This is a genomic window from Vibrio hepatarius, from assembly GCF_043642085.1.
GTDB lineage: Bacteria > Pseudomonadota > Gammaproteobacteria > Enterobacterales > Vibrionaceae > Vibrio > Vibrio hepatarius_C.
Genome location: NZ_JBHZSA010000002.1, coordinates 270463 through 289365 on the forward strand (window position 1 = coordinate 270463; position 18903 = coordinate 289365).

Consider the following 18903-nt stretch of genomic DNA (forward strand, 5'->3'; position numbering starts at 1 on the left):
TATTGTCTATGACTCTTTGATATACATCAACCTTTGAGAGGGCAATCGATTAAATATTGACTAGTTTTTCTCTAGGTTTATGATTTTTAAATAAAATTCATTTGTTGTGATTTTGTTTAAAAATAGAGTCTATATTCTATTTATTCACTGGGGCGTGAGGGGCTTAAAAGTGGGATTTTAGGTACTCTTTAACGCGATAAATATGCGCATCACGATCAAAATCGGTAATTTGATCGTCATGTAGGAAGAGTTTAGCGTACTCTTTATCAAGTTCGTGTTGTAAAAAAAGCAGATAAAGCTTGGGATCAATATGTCCAGAGGTCGCCATGTTAGTCATGATATCAATGGACTCAGTGAGCGTTTTGGCCTTCTTGTAAGGTCTGTCACTTGAGGTTAATGCTTCGAATACATCAGCAATCGCCATTACACGAGCTGGAATAGAGAGTTGATGCTCCGCTAAACCTTTCGGGTATCCTTTACCATCCATTCGTTCGTGGTGACCACACGCAATTTCGGGAACTTGTTTGAGATGATCGGGGTAAGGAAGTCGATTGAGCATCGTAATGGTCTGGATGATGTGATCGTTAATGATAAACCGCTCTTCGCTGTTGAGCGTTCCTTGCTTAATCGAAAGGTTATACATTTCGCCTCGGTTGTATTTCAGTTCTCCCGGTTGGAGGACAAAGTTCTCTTGCCAGATATCTTTTGGGTTGATACCTGATGGCCAAGGGACGTGGTGGAACGGTTTATCGAATAAAATGGATTCCATAACCGGCAAATCGGTCGACTCACCAGCACGTTGACTCTCTATCCACGAGACACCTAGTTGATCATCTAAAGTACGTTTCCATTGGTGTTGACTAATGGTTTCCAATCGCTCAATGGCCGCATCATCCATACTTTCACCGCCGATATTGCATTTGGCAACAAAAGCGAAATCTTCATCATATTGCGCGTGTTTGGCTTTTAAATCTCGCAGAAGGTCAACTTCACTGCCTTGATTGCTTGCTATCGCTTTCCAGTAGTCAATCTCTGCTTGAGCTTTTAACAACTCGAATCGCATCCGCACTTCATGGATACGGTCGTAAATAGTTTCGAGTTTGGTCGCTTTATCAATCACGTATTCAGGTGTCGTTACCTTTCCGCAATCGTGTAGCCATGATGCCAAATGCAATGCTTCCCATTCGCTCGCACCCATTGAGAATGATGCGAAATATTGCGTGTCGTCACTGGCAACTTTAGTCAGCATTTTAGACAGTTTTGGCACTCGTTGGCAGTGGCTGCCGGTATAAGGGGACTTGGTGTCGATAGCCGACGCTATCAGCTCAACAAAAGCATTGAGCATTTCTTTCTGTTGACGAACCCTATCAATGTTTTCTTTGGCAAGTTCAGCAAAACTGAGTAACTCTCGAAGAAAGGCGTGTTTGTCACTTTGCTCTTGGGTGATAGCCCTTTCATAGCCCAGTTGGAGTATCCCAACCAGTTCTCCACTGCGGCTAATTAGAGGAAAGAGATAGAAATCAGAGTTATATAGGGTATCTCGGTACGCCGCGACCGCGTTGTCTTCACGGTTGAAATGAAGCACTTCACCTTTAGCAAGGTCTTGGATAATCCAAGCTGTTGATTCTAGGAACTCGTTGATATCGATTTTAAATGGGATAATGGCGTGGTTTGCGGAAACTTCATATAGGCTGTCGCTTGATTCTTTGGTGTAGAGAACGATAGTTTCGGCGCGAGTCACTAGGTAACTCTGGTGAGTAATGGTTTTGGCTAACACGGAGAAATCTTGGTTACTCGCAGTTTCTCTCAATAGGCGCAACAAATCGTGCAGCGTGTGTTCCATTAATTCGATAGAGGTGGTTAAGTTTGCCACTTCTTTGATCACGCTTTTGGAATAACGCGTTTTCTTAAAATCAAAACGAGCAATGCTATCGGTTTGGTACATAAGGCTTTGCAATGGATTTGCCAATCGCTTAGCCACAAACCAGACGATGAGAAAGCTCATCGACATCAAAGCAAAAGCGACCTTAATTTGCTTATCTCTCATCGAAAGGAGGTTAGTCAGGAGATCTTCTTGAGGCGTCGCTTCGGCGAGTAAAATTCTTGTGTGCTTATTAAGACTTACGGGAGTTAACGTTATCGACCAATCAATCTCGCCAGTAGTTCCTTTCTCATACAGAATTTGACTTGAAAGTCGATCGAGCACTTTGACGAATATACCCTTTTCAAGACTACTGCGGTTGGTTTGCTCGTCTGCACCTAACTCTACGTCCCCCTGATGATGAGCTAAGACGTGGAACTTATTGTCAAAAAGAATCAGTTTACTGGCATCCGAATAGCCTAAATGGCTAATTTGTTCAGATAAAGATTGTAGAGTGAAATCAGCTCCCACAACCGCGTTGCCATCAGGACTGCGGCGTGAAAACGTTACCCCGGTTGTTTTAAGGAAATAGAAGAAATATGGCTCGGTTAATCGAATGACACCATCTTTTTCTGCATTAACAAACCAAGGTCTACCACGAGGGTCAAACTGGTTATCTTTGGCTTGTTTGGATTTTAGAATGTTGTAATTGCCATCTAAATAATGGAATCTATTTGAACCATCAATAGAGGTCTGATTAATCATTAAGACGGCTTTATCTGGCGCATCGAACTGAGTTCGCTCGCTGTTTGAACGTAAAGCACGAAACATTGTGAATTGACCTTTCTCGCTGCCGTAAAAAAGAGCAACTAAGCCGGGACTGCGTTGGAAAATTAAGTTCAATGACGTCAGGAATCTGATTTCTTTCTCTGGTGGAGCATTTCTTTCTACAACGCGACTAAGCGCCATAAAGTCAAGCGTGGTCAATATTGGTCCAGTGTTGAGTTGAAATGTGGATTCAAGTTGACGGCTATTCTCTTGGCTAAGTTCCTTCGCACTGCCTGACAATAACTCTTGCGCATGGCGGTAGCTAATAGCAATGAGCACGACCCCGACCAAGGTGGTGAGGATTAAGAATAAGCTAGTGATATGGATACTGAGTGAATATTTGCGTTTGCGCATGATCTACCTTCAATGGCTGACCTAATAATTATTAGTCGAAAATCATGGAAATGCATATGTTAAGAAGACTTCTTACTTGTGGTTTGTCAGCGGATTTAGAGACGTAGTAAGTGAGATGAGTTGTTTATAAGTCGAAACAAAATATCGTCAACAAGCGGTGTTTTTTTAAGTACAATCTCTGCTCCTGAGTGTTTCACTAAGAATAAATACAATGAAAAAAATAATCCCAATTGCCGCGCTTGTAATGTCAGCACAAGTCTTCGCTAGCGACTTTGATCTTAAAGCCACGATGAAGCAGATGAAAATGGAATTCAAACAAGCTGCTCAAGCTCAAGAAATCACCGATATGCAGTCAGCGGTATCAAATCTATCTGAGCTTATCGAACAGTCAAAGCGTGGTGATTACCCACCAGAAAAGTATGATCTATACCAAGAGGGTTTTAATAAACTATCTGTCGCGATTGATTCTGTTGAAGCGAAGCTAGACGCGGGTGATCTCAATGCCGCGAAAGCAGAGCTGAAGATGGTTGACGACCTACGTGTTGAATACCATGACAAGCGTAACCCAAGTATTTGGAGCAAGATTTTCGGCTAAGTCGTTTGGTATTTTTATAAATCAACATGATCTGAGTTAGGTTTTATTAACCCATTGGCTGAATTTGTTGCAGGATAGTTATATATTTCGCTCAATTAATCGAGAGCGAAAATGATACGGACATCAAACTTTAAGCGAAGTATGTTGATCGCAAGTGCCCTTAGCTGGGTGCTTGTGACTTTGATGCCTGTCATTAATGCACATGGCTCAAGTGCCGGCGTTTGGGCGACGCTTTGTACTATCAATGGCTTTGAACTTGTTCAGGTTGAAGAAGGGAAACCTGAGGTACAGCATAGTAAACCGTGTCCGTTCAGCCACTTCTCGGTCTTTCACCAAGATTCACTTCCAACACCAACATATCTACGCAAGTCTTCGTTAGCAGTTGAAAATCCGTACACTTATTTGGCTCTAAGTGAGCGGTTCCAGATTGCTATCCCTCGTGCTCCACCATCTTATCTCTTCACTTAACCTAATAACCAAATAAAACAGGCTTTAAAGCCACTTAAGTAAAGTTAATGCTCAGCAGCTGACCTTGAATTAATTCGAGGGGCTAGCTTATACGCACAAAAGGAATACAAGATGTTGGGTAGTCAAATTCAGACTGGACCTAAGGATGGCGTACGTGCGTCAAACGTTCAACAACAAAATAAGGCAAGGTACTTTCTCGTTTGGAGATGGCACTTTTATGCGGGGTTATTTGTTATCCCGTTTATGCTGATGTTAAGCCTGACCGGTATAGTGATGCTGTTTGATGATGAAATTGAACAGCTCAGATATCAAGAATTGATCAGCGTCGAAGAGCAAATGAAACGCTTACCGATCTCCACTCAGCTTGAAGCGGTAAAAGGTGCCTATCCTAATGCGTCAATCACGCAGGTCATCGTCACGGAAGATCCCACTCACGCGAATCGATTTAATGTCCGTTTGGAGGATGGAAGATCGATCTTTGCGACCGTTAATCCATATACCGCTGAAGTATTAGGGCAAATTGATCGAAGCGATAGCTGGTATCAATTGGCCAATGATATTCATGGCACTTTGCTGATAGGTAAATGGGGGGACTATCTAATCGAAATCTCTGCGAGTCTAGGTATTCTATTGTTGGTCAGTGGTATTTACCTCTGGCTGCCTAGAGATAATGCATCAAAAGCGGGCTTTCTAAAGATTCGCGTTAACAGTGGTAGCCGCACCTTAATGAAGGACTTACACGCCAATCTAGGCGGTACGCTTTCAGTCGTCTTTTTGCTATTTTTGTTATCGGGTCTTGCTTGGGCTGGCGTGTGGGGCGCGAAAATGGTTCAGGGCTGGAATACGTTCCCGACTTATTACACGTGGGGCGAAAAACCGCAATCGACACAGTTACATCAGCATTTAAATCATGGCAGCGAAGAAGAAATGCCGTGGAACTTAGAGTTAGCGCCAGTGCCAGAATCCGACCCGCATCAAGGGCATCATCAACAGGGTTCAAGCCAAGACAAGTACGATGTGAGTCGTTCAATTGATATCGATACTATTAACCTTAAAGCAGAGCAGCTTGGCCTGCCGCAGTATCGCCTATTCTTGCCTCAGAGTGAGACGGGAGTTTACACCATTGCTGCAAACTCGATGGCTGGTGATGTGGTTGATCCACGCCTCGATAGAACTGTGCATATTGACCAATATACCGGGCAGACGTTGATTGAAGTCAGTTGGGACGACTACGCAGTTATCGCCAAGCTAATGGCTGCTGGGGTGTCGTTACACCAAGGCGATTTAAGCGCAGTCAACAAATGGCTGAACGTGTTCTTCTGTGTTGCTTTTATTGCGATCGCGATTACCGGCGCTTGTATGTGGTGGATTCGACGTCCTGCTAGACAAAACAGACTTGGCGTACCTGCACGGTTTGAGCAAGAGGGCATGTGGAAACTAGGCTTAGCGACATTGCTACTCATTGGTCTGTTGTTCCCGTTAGCGGGGATTACGATTGTGGTTGTAATGCTGATCGACGCAGTATTGGTACAAAAAAGTGACAGACTAAAGACATACCTTTCGTAATAAGCATTTACTAACTGAATAACGCGGCTATCTGCATTGATGTAGGTAGCCGTTTTTGTTGGTTTTTACTGCGATAAAACTGATTTATAGCAAATTATCTTGTTGGAGAAGGCGTAGGATGATCTCTCATGCAAAGAGGCTAGAACCATAAAGTAACAAGAGAAAAACTATGAACGAATTAGTACAACGATTTTTGCGCTATGTGACTTTTAATACTCAATCGAATCCAGCCGACTCAGGCTGTCCAAGCACTCAGGGACAAATGGTGTTTGCGGAGTTTCTAAAGCAAGAATTAATCGACATGGGGCTATCTAATGTAACGCTTGATTCCAACGGCTACTTAATGGCAAAACTGCTGAGTAACGTTGACTATGACGTTCCCGCTATTGGTTTTATCGCCCATATGGATACCGCCCCAGATGCTTCTGGGAGAGATGTAAAACCGCAAATTATTGATGACTACCAAGGTGGCGATATTGCGCTAGGTAAAGGCGATGAAATTTTGTCTCCGATTCAATATCCAGAGCTACACAAGCTTCATGGTCATAACTTGATTACTACCGACGGCACTACGCTATTGGGCGCTGACAATAAGGCTGGTATTGCCGAGATTTTATCTGCGATTTCAGAGCTGATCGCTAATCCAGACATACCTCATGGTGATATTTGTGTTGGCTTTACGCCAGATGAAGAGATAGGGCGCGGGGCGAACCTTTTTGATGTTGAGAAGTTTGGTGCCAAATGGGCATACACCATTGATGGTGGTCCAGTGGGTGAGCTCGAATTTGAAAACTTTAATGCCACTAGCGCTGATATCATTTGTCATGGCGTGAATGTGCACCCCGGTACTGCGAAAGGCAAAATGATCAACTCAATGAACATTGCTGCCCAATTTCAAATGATGATGCCAGCAGACGAAACCCCTGAGACGACCGAAGGATATGAAGGTTTTTATCATCTTAAATCCGCTGAGATGTCGGTTGCTCGCAGCGAACTAGGCTACATCATTCGCGATTTTGACCGACAAGGACAAGAGCAACGTAAGCAGTTCATGGCAGATAAAGTTGCGGAGCTGAATGAAAAGCTAGAGAAGGGCAGAGTTGAATTGATTCTGACTGACAGCTACTTCAATATGAAAGAGCAAGTTGAACCATTCCCCCATGTTATTGAGTTAGCTAAACAGGCGATGATTGCATGTGATGTTGAGCCTCAGATTAAACCGATTCGTGGTGGTACTGACGGCGCAAGACTCTCATTTATGGGCTTACCATGTCCGAATATCTTCACAGGCGGATATAACTTCCATGGTATTCACGAGTTCATTTCAATTGAAGGTATGGAGCAAGCGGTAAAAGTAATTGTGACACTGGCAGAAAAAACCGCATTAAACTATCGATAAGTTATACTCAAAACGCTGATATCTAGCGAAAAATCATATACATTAATAGTTAATGATTGGACAGCTAGGTATCAGCATGAAAAGGATTTTTTTACTCGTCACCCATCTTGGTTGCATCGCCTTGGGTTTCGCCTTAGGGATATATGCGTTACCTATTCTTATCCAGCCGCCTTCCCCGACAATGAATGAAGTGCAAAGTGTCACCAATCAAGCGCTCTATACTGCGACGTTCCAAAAGGATCGCCAAGATAGTGACTTCCTGCATTGGGGAGAGGGCTCTGTTTCAATCAGCTCAGAGCAAGTCGCGTTTGTAGGGGAATTAGCCCCGGGACCTGACTACAAACTTTACTTTTCTCAGACTTTCATTGAAACCGAAGCTGACTTTAAAGCCAATAAAGCAAATATGATTCAAGTTGGCGAAGTGAAAAGCTTTGATCGTTTCACGGTTTCTCTACCAGAAGAGTTTCCACTTAAAGATTACAATACCGTTATCATCTGGTGTGAAACTTTTGGCGAGTTCATTACGTCAGCTCGATATAAATAACCGATATGTAGGAATGTTCTTATATTTCGTATGGTAATCTTAATGTTGTCTGACATTTTTGAATACTTTTCAAAAATCGGTTAGTTTCTTGCAAAACACTGACATTTGGTTAGTGTTCGAATTGATAATGCGTGGCTTGCTCAACGGCTGTACATCTCTTCCTATAACGAAATTTTAATTGAGATAGCAGCGCGCTCTAATAAGGATACATCGTTTTGTTTAACTCGTTTAGTTCAAAACTATACATATATCTTTCATTGCTCCTCTCTTTGGTGTCTATGCAGGCCTACGCTGCAGAGATTGAGGTATCGGTTTCTCCTACAACTGCTACCTATCAAAATGGCCAGAGCATTGATTACACGATCACTGTAAAGAATACGACGGCGAAAACACTGCGAGACGTTTCGATCCAAGATCTGCTTTGGGATGAGCAAGCGGATGGTGAGTCAGGGCCTGTCAAAGCATTTAGCTCACTAACTATTATACCTTCAAACAGTTGGGGCTCTAATCCGGGCAGTTTTATCGCAAGTGATGCAAATCTTGATGTAAATAACGCGGTACTCTTGCCACTGGGCTCGATTGATTTTCAAGTACAAGCAACGGTGAGTAATGACGTCGTTGGTGTCATTGAACTGGGTGATACAGTCGTTGGGGCTGATGTTGACGGTGATGGGAGTGCAGAAACCTTTACTCCTCCTAGCAAGAGTATTTTCAATCCCGTCCCATATCAGTATGAAATGAATCTTTCAGTCGATAAACCACAATATCAGGTAGGAGACTCGCTAACTTATACGCTAGAAGTGGTCAATACAGGCAGCTACCTAGTACAAAACCTCTCAATCGAGCAGTTGTTCGCGTCACTCAGTGTAGAGGATCTGAGCGGTGGCAAATCTTCTCCTTTTTCCAGCGTTGAAATTAGTGGCAAGAAATCAGGAAGCTTCAGTGATTTGGGTTCATTCGCAACAAGCGGAGACCTACAAGTTACAGGAGCTTCTATTGATGTTAATGGAAAGCTTACCTATACGATCACCACTACAGTAAACAACAATGTAGTAGGGGATATCATCACTTCGGCGAAAAGTCATACTAAAGACGGTGATGTAGACAGTAATGGACTGACTACACCTCCGGCCCAGCCTCAAGTATCCATTGAACACACTATTAATAAAACAAGTGCCTACTTAGTCAATGGTGAACGTGTCTTTACCATTAAGGCAAGTAACACGGGTCTAGGTATCGCACACAACTATCATATTAAGCAAAATATTGCTGATCTTGTCTCAAACTTAGGCTTGGGTAACAACCTTAAGGCTGAACATGACTCGACAGATGTTAGTGGTAACCCGTTTGGTAGTTGGATCATTGATGTAACGGATGCAGGGGCCAATAGCCAATCGAGTTATAAAGACAGCGGTACTCAAACTAATGTACCTTTTGATGACACCATTTCTTTATTCCCCGGCGAATCTATTACGTATGAAGTAAAGGCGACACTATCACCTGTTGCAATTGGTGTGGTTCAGGGCGCAAATGCAGGTGTGTATGATTCGACAGATACGCTTATTCAAGATGCTCAGATCTCTCAAACGTTTACGGCTGAGCGAACACTCAATGTTTCCGATCCTGAAATCAAAATAGTTAAGACAACGAAAGACACTCAGTACGTACCAGGTGAAACGGTTGATTACGAAATTAAAGTCACTAACTCTTCATCGAAATATTTTGCCAACGACTTATTAGTTGTCGATGATTTAGCTTGTGTACAGACTGAGCAAGCTGCAGGCGCAGGGCAGGGGCAGGCATTCAAGCGATGGAAGCTGGAACCTGTTAGTGCAGAAGATGACCAAGGAACCGATCCGGGCAAATATAGCTATGGTTCTTGGATAACAAGTCCAGTGACAGTGTCACCTGATATCGCGCCCGGTAAGAGTGTTACCTATAAGTTGACGGCTGAAGTGAATGAATCGAGCATTGGGCTGATTATCGATAATAATCCGGCTTGTAGCGACAATGTGAGCGAAGATGGTTCAGGTGTTCAAATGCCTGATGACAACCTGCGCGCAAGTAAAGATGTCGATAGCCGCTTCTATTCCGCAGGCGACGTCCTTACCTATACCATTCGCATTGATAATGATGGTGATGGTTTTGCTGATCAAGTTTCAGTTGTAGACAAATTAAGTGAAGTTACGACCACTTCTGTTTTTGGCCCTGACGTCAAGGCATATAAGACTTGGACAGTAACAGCAGAGGCCTTTCGTGGTGATGGCTCTGCTGCAACCGCATCGGTAACGGGAATTACAGGTGAGATCAAAGACGTTGATCTTGATGTTAAAGCAACACTTGAGCCTCATAGTTATATCATCTACACGGTTGCAGCGAAAACTAATCCTATATCGAATGGCCATATTCAGAATAGCGTAACTGTAGATGGTTCTGTTTATGCAGACCGTGGTTCAGATCCAAAAGACTTCAAAATTGGCTTGAATAAGACAGTTAAAACTAACCGTGACTCTGGATTTCATTCTGAGCGAACCAGCTACTCTAAATTAGACAATGAGATCATATACAAAATCCATCTTAAAAATGCCAAAGGAAATGGCTATGCGACCAACGTAAAATTGATGGATGAAATATCAAAGATATCTGCAGGGCTACTGGAGCCGGACACTAGCTCAAAACAGGTATTTTCCTCATGGACCATTGGGGCTGAAATTCTGTCAGATGATCCAGACTTGGTTGGGAATGAGGCGGTAACGAAGGTTGGCGACTTTGAAGACAATAAAGATATTAATCTTACTGCTCAAATAGCGCCGAATGTTGAGGTGGTGTACACCATTATCGCTCAAATCGATCGCTCGGTGAGTAATGAGATCATCTATAAGAGATTTGACAATACAGCAACCATTGAAACGCCTGACTCAGATTCGCAAAGTGGCGCGTCTGATACAGTAACAGTGCACCCTAAAGCACCAGATGTAGTCGTTGTAAAAACGACCAAAGAGAACCAATTTTATCCGGGAGAATGGGTTGAGTTTGATGTCACGGTATACAACCGCGGTGCAGGCTACGCGAATGAGGTTGCGGTTAAAGATGACATTATTAGTATGGATGCGTTCTCCGAATGGACGATAAAATCAAGCACTGACAGCAATAATACGACATATAAGACAGGTAGTTACGCTGGAAATCCATCAAACTATCCTGCAAATGGTAACATCAACACCAAAATTGATATCGATCCTAAAACCTCAGATGGGCCCGGTTTTGTCAAATATACGATTCGTGGTTTAGTCAAAAATGACTACAAAGCAACGGAAATCTCAAACACGGTAGAAATTCATGATCCAGTCAATAACCTAGATCAATCTGCATCAGCAGAAATTGGCGATAGTGGTGCCTCTAAGCTTAATGTATCTATTCTGAAGACAGCTGATCGAACCCAGTTTGTTCCAGGTGAAGATGTGACTTACTTTATCACTTTGCAAAACAACAGTGATAACGAAGCGACCTCGCTTAAATTAGGCGATCCCCTAACGGAAATACGTTCAGTACTTGCCAATAATAAGAGCAATCGATTTGCTGATTGGCACAATCAATCGCCGTTTGAATATTGGCAGTTTGACTACGCTGATGGCGCTGGGTGGCAACCACAAACCAATAAAGATCTTATCTACCCAGAAGCTGATGATGAGACTTTCTCGTTAGCATCAGGTGAAACCCGTACGTTTAAGATCAAGGCTCACGTTAAAGACAATGTGATCGGCACTGACGATGGCCTTGGCTTAAAACAAATTATCGCGAATGATGCGTATATTTTCCGCGACTATAATCTTGTCACCGAGCAGTCGCATGTTTCTCACCACGAAATGCAAAGAGTGGATAGCGGCGGTGCAGTGACTCGTACATTATTGGTTAATGGCAAAGAGAGCCGAAACTACGCTCCGGGTGATACGTTAACTTATAAAATAAAAGTCTCTTCAAACCGTGGTTACTACAATAACCATCGTGTATTCGAAGACATCAAAGGCGTCAGCGTTTTATTGCTCGATGGTAATAAAGCTAATCCGTTCAACGACACGTTTACTGTCGCGGTAACTAAAGATGATGCGAATGGTGGTGATGGTACGACTGACGGCACCTTGGATGGCGTTGTTGAAGACAATAAGAATATCGATACAACTATTGACGTTGCAGGGGGCGACTACGTTCTCTATAGCGTAGAAGGGGTCGTACGTGAAGATGCTTCGGGCGATATCACCATTGGTGGTATTACCGTTGAACCTTATGACTACCATTTAACATTCAGCAAAACCGTAGAGCAGAAAAACTACCAACCGGGCCAACCGCTAACCTATCACCTGACGATTGAGAATGATGGTAAGGGCGGCGCTTACTCAATCCCAATCGAAGATAAAATCTCAGAAATTACTACAACGATGCTTGATGGCTCAACAGATGTTGCCTTCCCTTATGGTTGGAAAATTGAGCCTAAAGTTCTTGGAGGGAGTTCTTTCGCTGAAGTGGATTTAGATGGCACGCTTAAAGACAATGCCGATATTGAAACTCGTATCTCCGTTCCTGCGGGTGAAACTATCGATTATGTTGTGACCGCGGTCGTTAACGAAAATGCGGTTGGTAATATTGTCAACTTGCTTAAAGTCGATGGTGATACGGTAAGTGCGGAATCGAAGCCTGATACCGAGAAATATGACTTCGAAAAACACCTAACTAAGTATTTAGACCAAGATGGTACAACCGAACTGTCTGGCGGTTACACACCGGGTGGGTACTTGGTGTATGAAATTACGCTTAGAAACCTACATAACGTTCACTTAAAAGACATTCCGATTGTCGACGATATTAAAGGTATCACGACCGACTACTATGATGGTTCGATTGGCCAAGCTTTCGATTCGTGGTCGATCACCACAGAGGTCGACAGCAGTAAATTATCCGATGCGGGTACTGTCAGCGACAATAACAATATCGATACAAAATTTGATATAGCCGGTAGTGAGTTCGCTACTGATGGCAGTGGTACGTTCGTTAAGTACACAATTAAAGCGAAGATCTCTGAGAAGGCGGTCGGCCCAATCCAGAACAGAGCCAGAGTGGATGGTACGCACAATTTAGATTCAGAGCGTGCAGACATGCTGGCAGCAGCTCTGAAGAAGTCTCATATTGCGTATACAGACACTAGCTTAAGCACCCAAAAGCAAACCTATAACTTTGACCCAAGCAGTCATGGTTCAGCGGTAGTCTACAAACTGCGTCTAGACAATGAAGGCAAAGGTACAGAATATGGCGCGTCACTAAAAGAAGAGTTCTCTAAAATCCAAAGCCGACTTGCTCAAGATTCTGCTGGTGAAGCTAACGACCAAAAAGGCCCAGTATTTGAAGAGTTTGGTTGGAAAGTTTCGGCTGCACAATCGACAGAACTCGTAACGACTATCGGTACTTTTGCTGGTGGTAACAATGTAGATATCGATATTCCTGAGCTTTCCATTGCGGCCGGAGGCTGGGTTGAGTTCATTATCGAAAGTGAAATTCGCCATGATGCATTGGAGAATGTGGTTGCGACTCCATACTACAATGGCTCCGGTTTTGGTAAGTCTACGATTAAACCTGACACTCAAAACTTGAAAGTCACAAAGCAAATCGTTTCTATCGGCGGTAGACCATATAAAGATGGCGATACCTACAAGCCGGGTGAAGAAGTTGTATACCTGCTTGATGTGAATAACCAAGCTAAAGTGTGGACTGATCAAACGCGAATCCAAGATATTGTTTCTAACATCCAAGTAGAAGTATTGGGTGGGGCGACCGAGCAGGCATTCAATGATTTCTCCATTAGCAATACTATTTCTCAAGGATTGAATACTAAGGTAGATACCTATTTGCCATCGTACGACGCAAACAGCGATCTTGACGTTACCACTGATATTGGTCCGGCAGAGGATATCCAGTTCACGATCAAAGGGACGATCCGAGATGATGCACTAGGTGATATAGACGCTAACAAAGCTAGCGCTGGCGGGAAAAATGTACATACCCCAGTGATTCCTCCTGTAGCGCCTAACTTAGTATTCGAAAAGTTAGTAACCAATACCACTTCGGATGGAGGTAGCTGTTCGTTCCCATCGAACTCTGGGGCAGGGTGTGAATACAACCCAAGCGGACAAGTTAGCTACACCATTACGGTCGAAAACAAGGGTGAAGGTATTGCCAACGATGTGGCGATTATAGACAAACTCAATGAGATTGTTACCTCTACTGGAGCAAAAGCGTTTAGTAGTTTATCCACAACGGTACTTGAGCAGCCAACTTCTGATCGGTTCTCTATTTCGGGCAACTACTCAGGTAGTAAACCATTGGATGCGACGTTCGACTTGATGCCGGGTGATAAGGTTGTATTTGGTCTATCAGGAAGCGTAGATGATGATGCAACGGGTACGATCACTAATGTGGCAAACGTAGATGGCAAAGATTCGAACGCCATTGTACTAGGCCAAGGTGATGCCGAGATTCTGGCGTCTAAGAGTACCGATACACCAACTTATGTTCCAGGCGGTGAAGTCCGCTACACCATGTATATTGCCAACAAGGCTGACAGCAATGCGGATGTTAAAGTCGAAGACGCTATCTCTAAGTTCTTAGTTGAGACAGCTGACGGCACTATGCAAACCGCTTTGAAATCATGGACGACAACCGCATCGTTTGTAAGCAATGTTGGCGCAGCGCACAATGATGCCAGTGCGATTCAAACGTCAGGTGATATTGACGCGATCGTTAAGTTAGGTGCAGCGACTCCTGCAGAACCGACCATTCTAAAAATTGATGTGGTCGGTAATGTACGTGATGACGCAGTGGGCAAGTTTGGCAACACGCTGTATGTCGATAGCAAACAATACGACTTGAAGCAGCACTATATTTACCCTGAACCAGGTAGTTTATCGGTAAATAAAGAAGCCTCGATTTCACCAGCGGTTTACGCTCCGGGCGATACGATAGGTTTTGATATCACCATCGAAAATACTGGCGCTGGTTATCTGCAAAACTTAACTGTTAAAGACTTAGTTAAGGATATCGGCAGTGAAGTTGTAGGAAGTCCACGCTCAGGTCGCGTGTTTGACAATTGGGATAGCGCAAGCAGCTCAATTACGATCGTCGATTCAGGAGCAAGTGCTTCACACACGATCTCGCAATCAGACTTTAGTGATGCCGATGGTTTTAAAGGTGAATACCAGTTAGCGCCTGGGTCGAAGATTCAACTGCATCTAGAGGGTACTGTTAAAAGCAATGTTATCGGTGAGATTACCAATACAGTAAGCGTTGCAGCTAATGGCGTTAATGAGATTACCGATAGTGCAACTTACTTACCGATTGACGCAGAAGTTACGGTTTCGAAAGAAGTTGATAAAGACGTATATCAAGCCCAAGACGAGCTTGTTTATACCATCGTACTGACCAACACTCAGCGTGTATGGGCGACTGATGTCCATGTGACAGACTTTGTTGATCGTATTAGTGCGGAAACGATTTATGGCAACTCAATATCGGTGTTTGAGCCTGGATCAATCTCAATCAACGCAACATCGGCTAAGGGCACGACAACACTTCCTGCACTTTCAGGTGATTACATCAATAATATGGTTGATATTGCGCCTGAAGACGTTGTGACAGTCACAATCAAAGGTACATTAAAACCAGAAATAATCGGCGAAGTGAAGAACGTCGTGGATGTCGAGTATGACGGTAAAACCGTATCTGATGAGGCAATCAGTAAACCACTTATTCCATCAATTTCGGTAACCAAAACGCCGATTGAAGAGTTCTATACCCCAGGTTCAATTAACGGCTTTGTTATTACGATTGAAAACAAAGATGCGGCGTTTGCCAATGACATTGAGCTAGAAGACCTCATTTCAAAGATCATGGTAGAAACAGTTGATGGTGTCGATAAGCCAGCCTTTACTCATTGGGAGTATTCGTTTAAAGCCAATGACCCGATGACGACAGTCGACTATAGCGGCACTTATGCATTGAATAGTGATATCAAGAATATAATCGACTTGGCGCCTAACGACACTATTACCTATACGGTACGCGGTAAAATAGATAGCCGTGCGATTGGCGAGATTAATAATACTGCTAACGTGAAATACAACGGTAAAGACAGTTCAGCAAGCGCTGTGATCAAGCCGAAACCTGCAGATATTACTGTGACGAAAACAGCGGACCGAGAATTTTATCAAGCTGGTGAGCCCGCTCAGTTTGTGGTTACTGTAAGTAACCAAGGTGATGGCTTTGCTGACGATGTGGCGATTAAAGACATCATGAATGATGTGTTGGTTACTTTGGTTGATGGCAGCACTGGAACCGCGTTTGAAAGCTGGACGATTAAAACTGCGTTAAGTGATGTCAAATCTAGCCTAACGGTTACGCCAAGTGGTAGTAATCCTGATATCGAAACCCTCGCGGATATTGCGCCAAATAGTACGGTGACGTTCACCATTGATGGCATAGTTAACCGTTATGCGACGAGCGATATTCTAAATAATGTCACGGTTGATTTTGGGACTGAACCACAAAAAAGTGCCGATGCGTTAATTAAACACCGTCCAATTTCTTTGAAGCTAGAGAAGTTTGTTGGTGAAACTGGCTCAGAGACGGAAATGGCATACGAACCAGGTAAGCCGGCAACGTTTAGAGTTATCCTGACTAACCAGAATGAGGCGTTTGTCGGCGGCATTGAGCTGAAAGACCTGTTAGGTTCATTGGAAGTTGATACGGTTAACGGCGCCCGCGAGCCTGCGTTTGAGTCTTGGTCTATTAAAGTCAACAAAGGCAATGAATTAACCACGATCTCGCCAGACCCTAGTGGTAATAATCGAGAGGTTGATTCTACGGTGAATATAGCGCCTAACGATGTACTGGAACTTGTTATCACAGGGCAAGTAAACAGTTTCGCTAACGGCCAGATCGATAACAAAGCAAGTATGCTGGTTAACACTGGACGAGTGGACCGCTTTACTGCAGTGGCGAGCCTACTGCCTGAGCCTGACAACGTTATTATTACTGAAGAAGCGGATAAGCCTATCTATTCTGCAGGCGAACCTGCGACGTTCCGCGTCAAGTTATTTAACGACAGTAAAGGTTTTGCTAATGACGTGCTGTTGAGAAACGCTATCTCACGTATGAAGGTACAGACTAAACCTGATTTGTCGACTGGTGACAGAGAAGTGGTGAGCGCGTTTACCGATTGGAAGATTGAAGCTAAGAGCAATGACCCTCGTACAAACATCAACGCAGGTACTTTGTCAGATAACAACGACATAACTATTGGTGGTGATATTGCACCGGGCGATACGGTTGAGATTGCGATTACCGGTACCACTGACCCGCGTGCTATGGGTGAGATCGTCAATACGTCATTCAAGATCGATGAATCGGACTCAGCGCCAGCGCCAGCACCGTCAACCCGAGATGCTCGAAACGCTAGCATTGAGTCGGTGAGTGCTATGATCACGCCGAGAGCCGTTAGTTTTGCGATAGATAAAACCACCACTAAGGGTGAGAATGCGCAATATACCAACGATGATTCAGAGCTTACCTATGTACTGAAAGTGAGTAACCAAGGCTCATCGACCATTACCGGAACGAAGATGGTCGATGAAATTAGTAAGCTTGCAGGCGCTAACGGTAATCCTCTGTTCACCTCTTGGAAAATGAGCATTGTTGAATGGCCAACTGGGCAAAATAAAGGCGAATTTACGGATAAGGACTTGTTACTTCCTGACAGTGGACCTTCGTTAGACCTGCTGCCTTACATGGGCAATGGCTATGAAATCACGATTACAGGCCAGTTAAACAAAGGCTTGGATGACAATATAACTAATACCTTTACTGTGACAGACCCTGCAACAGGGATCAGTGCTTCTGATGACGTAACGATCCATGTGAAGAAGTTTGCGGATAATGAAGGCGAACTAGAGGTCACGAAAGAAGCGTTACAAACTGACGCACAAGTCGGTGATGTTATCGAGTATGAAGTGACCATCTTTAATAACAATGAAGCGGAATTTAAAAACGTCAAACTTGTCGACCGTTATCCGTCAGGCTTTGCGTATGTTCCGGGCTCTACTGAGCTAGTAAACAGCGGGCCAGATGGTGAGTTTGATACTGGTGATGATGTTATCAAAGTCGATGATCCTGCGGTAACGAACAGCTTAACCTTCAACGTTGGTGACATGTTGGCGTATGGCAATGGTGAGAAAACCATTACTGAGAAAGTACGCATTCGATACCTATTAAGGGTTTCTGTCGGAGCAACATTTGGTAAATATGTAAACTCGGCAGTGGCAATGTCGCCACCTGAAGGTCAAACATCAGGGGCGTTGGAAGAAAAGTCCAACACCGCGACAGCCACCGTTGAAGTACTGCCGGACAAAGTGTTCGATACCGCATCAATCATAGGTAAGGTTTTTGAAGACCATAACCAAGATGGATTCCAAGCTGATGCGACTGCGTTTGATGTGATTGTGACAGCAAATATCTCACATAAAGATTATATCGGTGGTACCACGGTTGTGATTCAAGATGGTAGAGAGGTTCGTCTTACTGACACTGATCACGTGGAAACGAAAGAAGAAGCAGAGCTGTATCAACACAACTATTCCCACGATAGTCGTTCGAATAGAAAACAGAAGCAATATGATTCTGCTTTAGTGAAAGGGTACGAGATAGATAAGCTATTTGGCCTGTCGCAAAACCGCACGCTACCAAAGAGCAACAAGGCCGTGTTCCAGTTTGAAACGCGCAGTGACAAGGGCTTTACCTTTAGCGTAGTAACCGATTCTGGTACGCGAATCATGTTTGATCGAAGTGGTAAAATTACCAGCCATTATGTGGATGACAAGAAAGATGGGCTGTCGGCTGAAAACCTAGATGTTACGCGCAACCTATATAGAGATGGTGACCATTATCTGTGGGAGATCGTGATTGAAAACAAAGGTGTTTATGAAGATGGTATTCCTGGCGTTCGATTATTGACTGTTGAAGGTATTGTTATCGAAACGGATCAATATGGGCGTTACCACGTACCGGATCAGTGGGTACTGGATAAGAAAGGTAAGAACTTCTTAGTGAAAGTCGATACCGACTCTTTGCCGACGGGAATGAAGGTCATCAGTGAAAACCCACGTGTTCAACGAATTTCACCTAACAAACTAACGAAATTCAACTTTAGTGTTGCGACAGAGGAAGAGTAATTCATGCTAAATCAGACA

General features: G+C 43.7%; 7 protein-coding genes. 6 read left to right on the forward strand and 1 reads right to left on the reverse strand.

Annotated features, from left to right (window positions below; all coding sequences use genetic code 11):
* Positions 1-163: 163 nt before the first annotated feature.
* Positions 164-3043 carry an HD domain-containing phosphohydrolase gene (locus ACHUFZ_RS04405; RefSeq protein WP_394126060.1) on the reverse strand — a complete coding sequence of 960 codons (2880 nt, stop codon included), beginning with the start codon at positions 3041-3043 and terminating at the stop codon, positions 164-166.
* Positions 3044-3254: 211 nt separating this feature from the next.
* Here ACHUFZ_RS04405 and ACHUFZ_RS04410 point away from each other — a divergent pair, with 211 nt between their 5' ends.
* From ACHUFZ_RS04410 to ACHUFZ_RS04435, 6 genes are all read left to right on the forward strand, one after another.
* The gene (locus ACHUFZ_RS04410; RefSeq protein ID WP_394126061.1) at positions 3255-3638 is read left to right on the forward strand and encodes a cytochrome b562; all 384 of its coding nucleotides are present in this window, start codon (positions 3255-3257) and stop codon (positions 3636-3638) included.
* Positions 3639-3749: 111 nt separating this feature from the next.
* Complete coding sequence (locus ACHUFZ_RS04415; protein ID WP_394126062.1) at positions 3750-4106, forward strand: hypothetical protein; 357 nt, start codon at positions 3750-3752, stop codon at positions 4104-4106.
* A 111-nt stretch (positions 4107-4217) separates the two neighbouring features.
* Positions 4218-5672, forward strand: coding sequence for a PepSY-associated TM helix domain-containing protein (locus tag ACHUFZ_RS04420; protein WP_394126063.1), 1455 nt, complete (start codon positions 4218-4220; stop codon positions 5670-5672).
* A 169-nt stretch (positions 5673-5841) separates the two neighbouring features.
* On the forward strand, positions 5842-7071 hold the full coding sequence (gene pepT, locus ACHUFZ_RS04425) for a peptidase T (protein ID WP_394126064.1): 1230 nt from the start codon (positions 5842-5844) through the stop codon (positions 7069-7071).
* Positions 7072-7147: 76 nt separating this feature from the next.
* Entirely contained in the window at positions 7148-7615 is a 468-nt protein-coding gene (locus ACHUFZ_RS04430; RefSeq protein WP_394126065.1) for a DM13 domain-containing protein, read from the forward strand.
* A 278-nt stretch (positions 7616-7893) separates the two neighbouring features.
* A complete protein-coding gene (locus ACHUFZ_RS04435; RefSeq protein ID WP_394126066.1) occupies positions 7894-18885 on the forward strand; it encodes a DUF11 domain-containing protein in 10992 nt (3663 codons plus the stop codon).
* Positions 18886-18903: the final 18 nt, after the last annotated feature.

Bases quoted from the DNA above. Each gene is read 5' to 3' on its own strand.
- ACHUFZ_RS04415 (WP_394126062.1), top strand. From the start codon at position 3,750: ATGATACGGACATCAAACTTTAAGCGAAGTATGTTGATCGCAAGTGCC.
- ACHUFZ_RS04435 (WP_394126066.1), top strand. From the start codon at position 7,894: ATGCAGGCCTACGCTGCAGAGATTGAGGTATCGGTTTCTCCTACAACT.
- ACHUFZ_RS04430 (WP_394126065.1), top strand. From the start codon at position 7,148: ATGAAAAGGATTTTTTTACTCGTCACCCATCTTGGTTGCATCGCCTTG.
- pepT (WP_394126064.1), top strand. From the start codon at position 5,842: ATGAACGAATTAGTACAACGATTTTTGCGCTATGTGACTTTTAATACT.
- ACHUFZ_RS04420 (WP_394126063.1), top strand. From the start codon at position 4,218: ATGTTGGGTAGTCAAATTCAGACTGGACCTAAGGATGGCGTACGTGCG.
- ACHUFZ_RS04410 (WP_394126061.1), top strand. From the start codon at position 3,255: ATGAAAAAAATAATCCCAATTGCCGCGCTTGTAATGTCAGCACAAGTC.
- ACHUFZ_RS04405 (WP_394126060.1), bottom strand. From the start codon at position 3,043: ATGCGCAAACGCAAATATTCACTCAGTATCCATATCACTAGCTTATTC.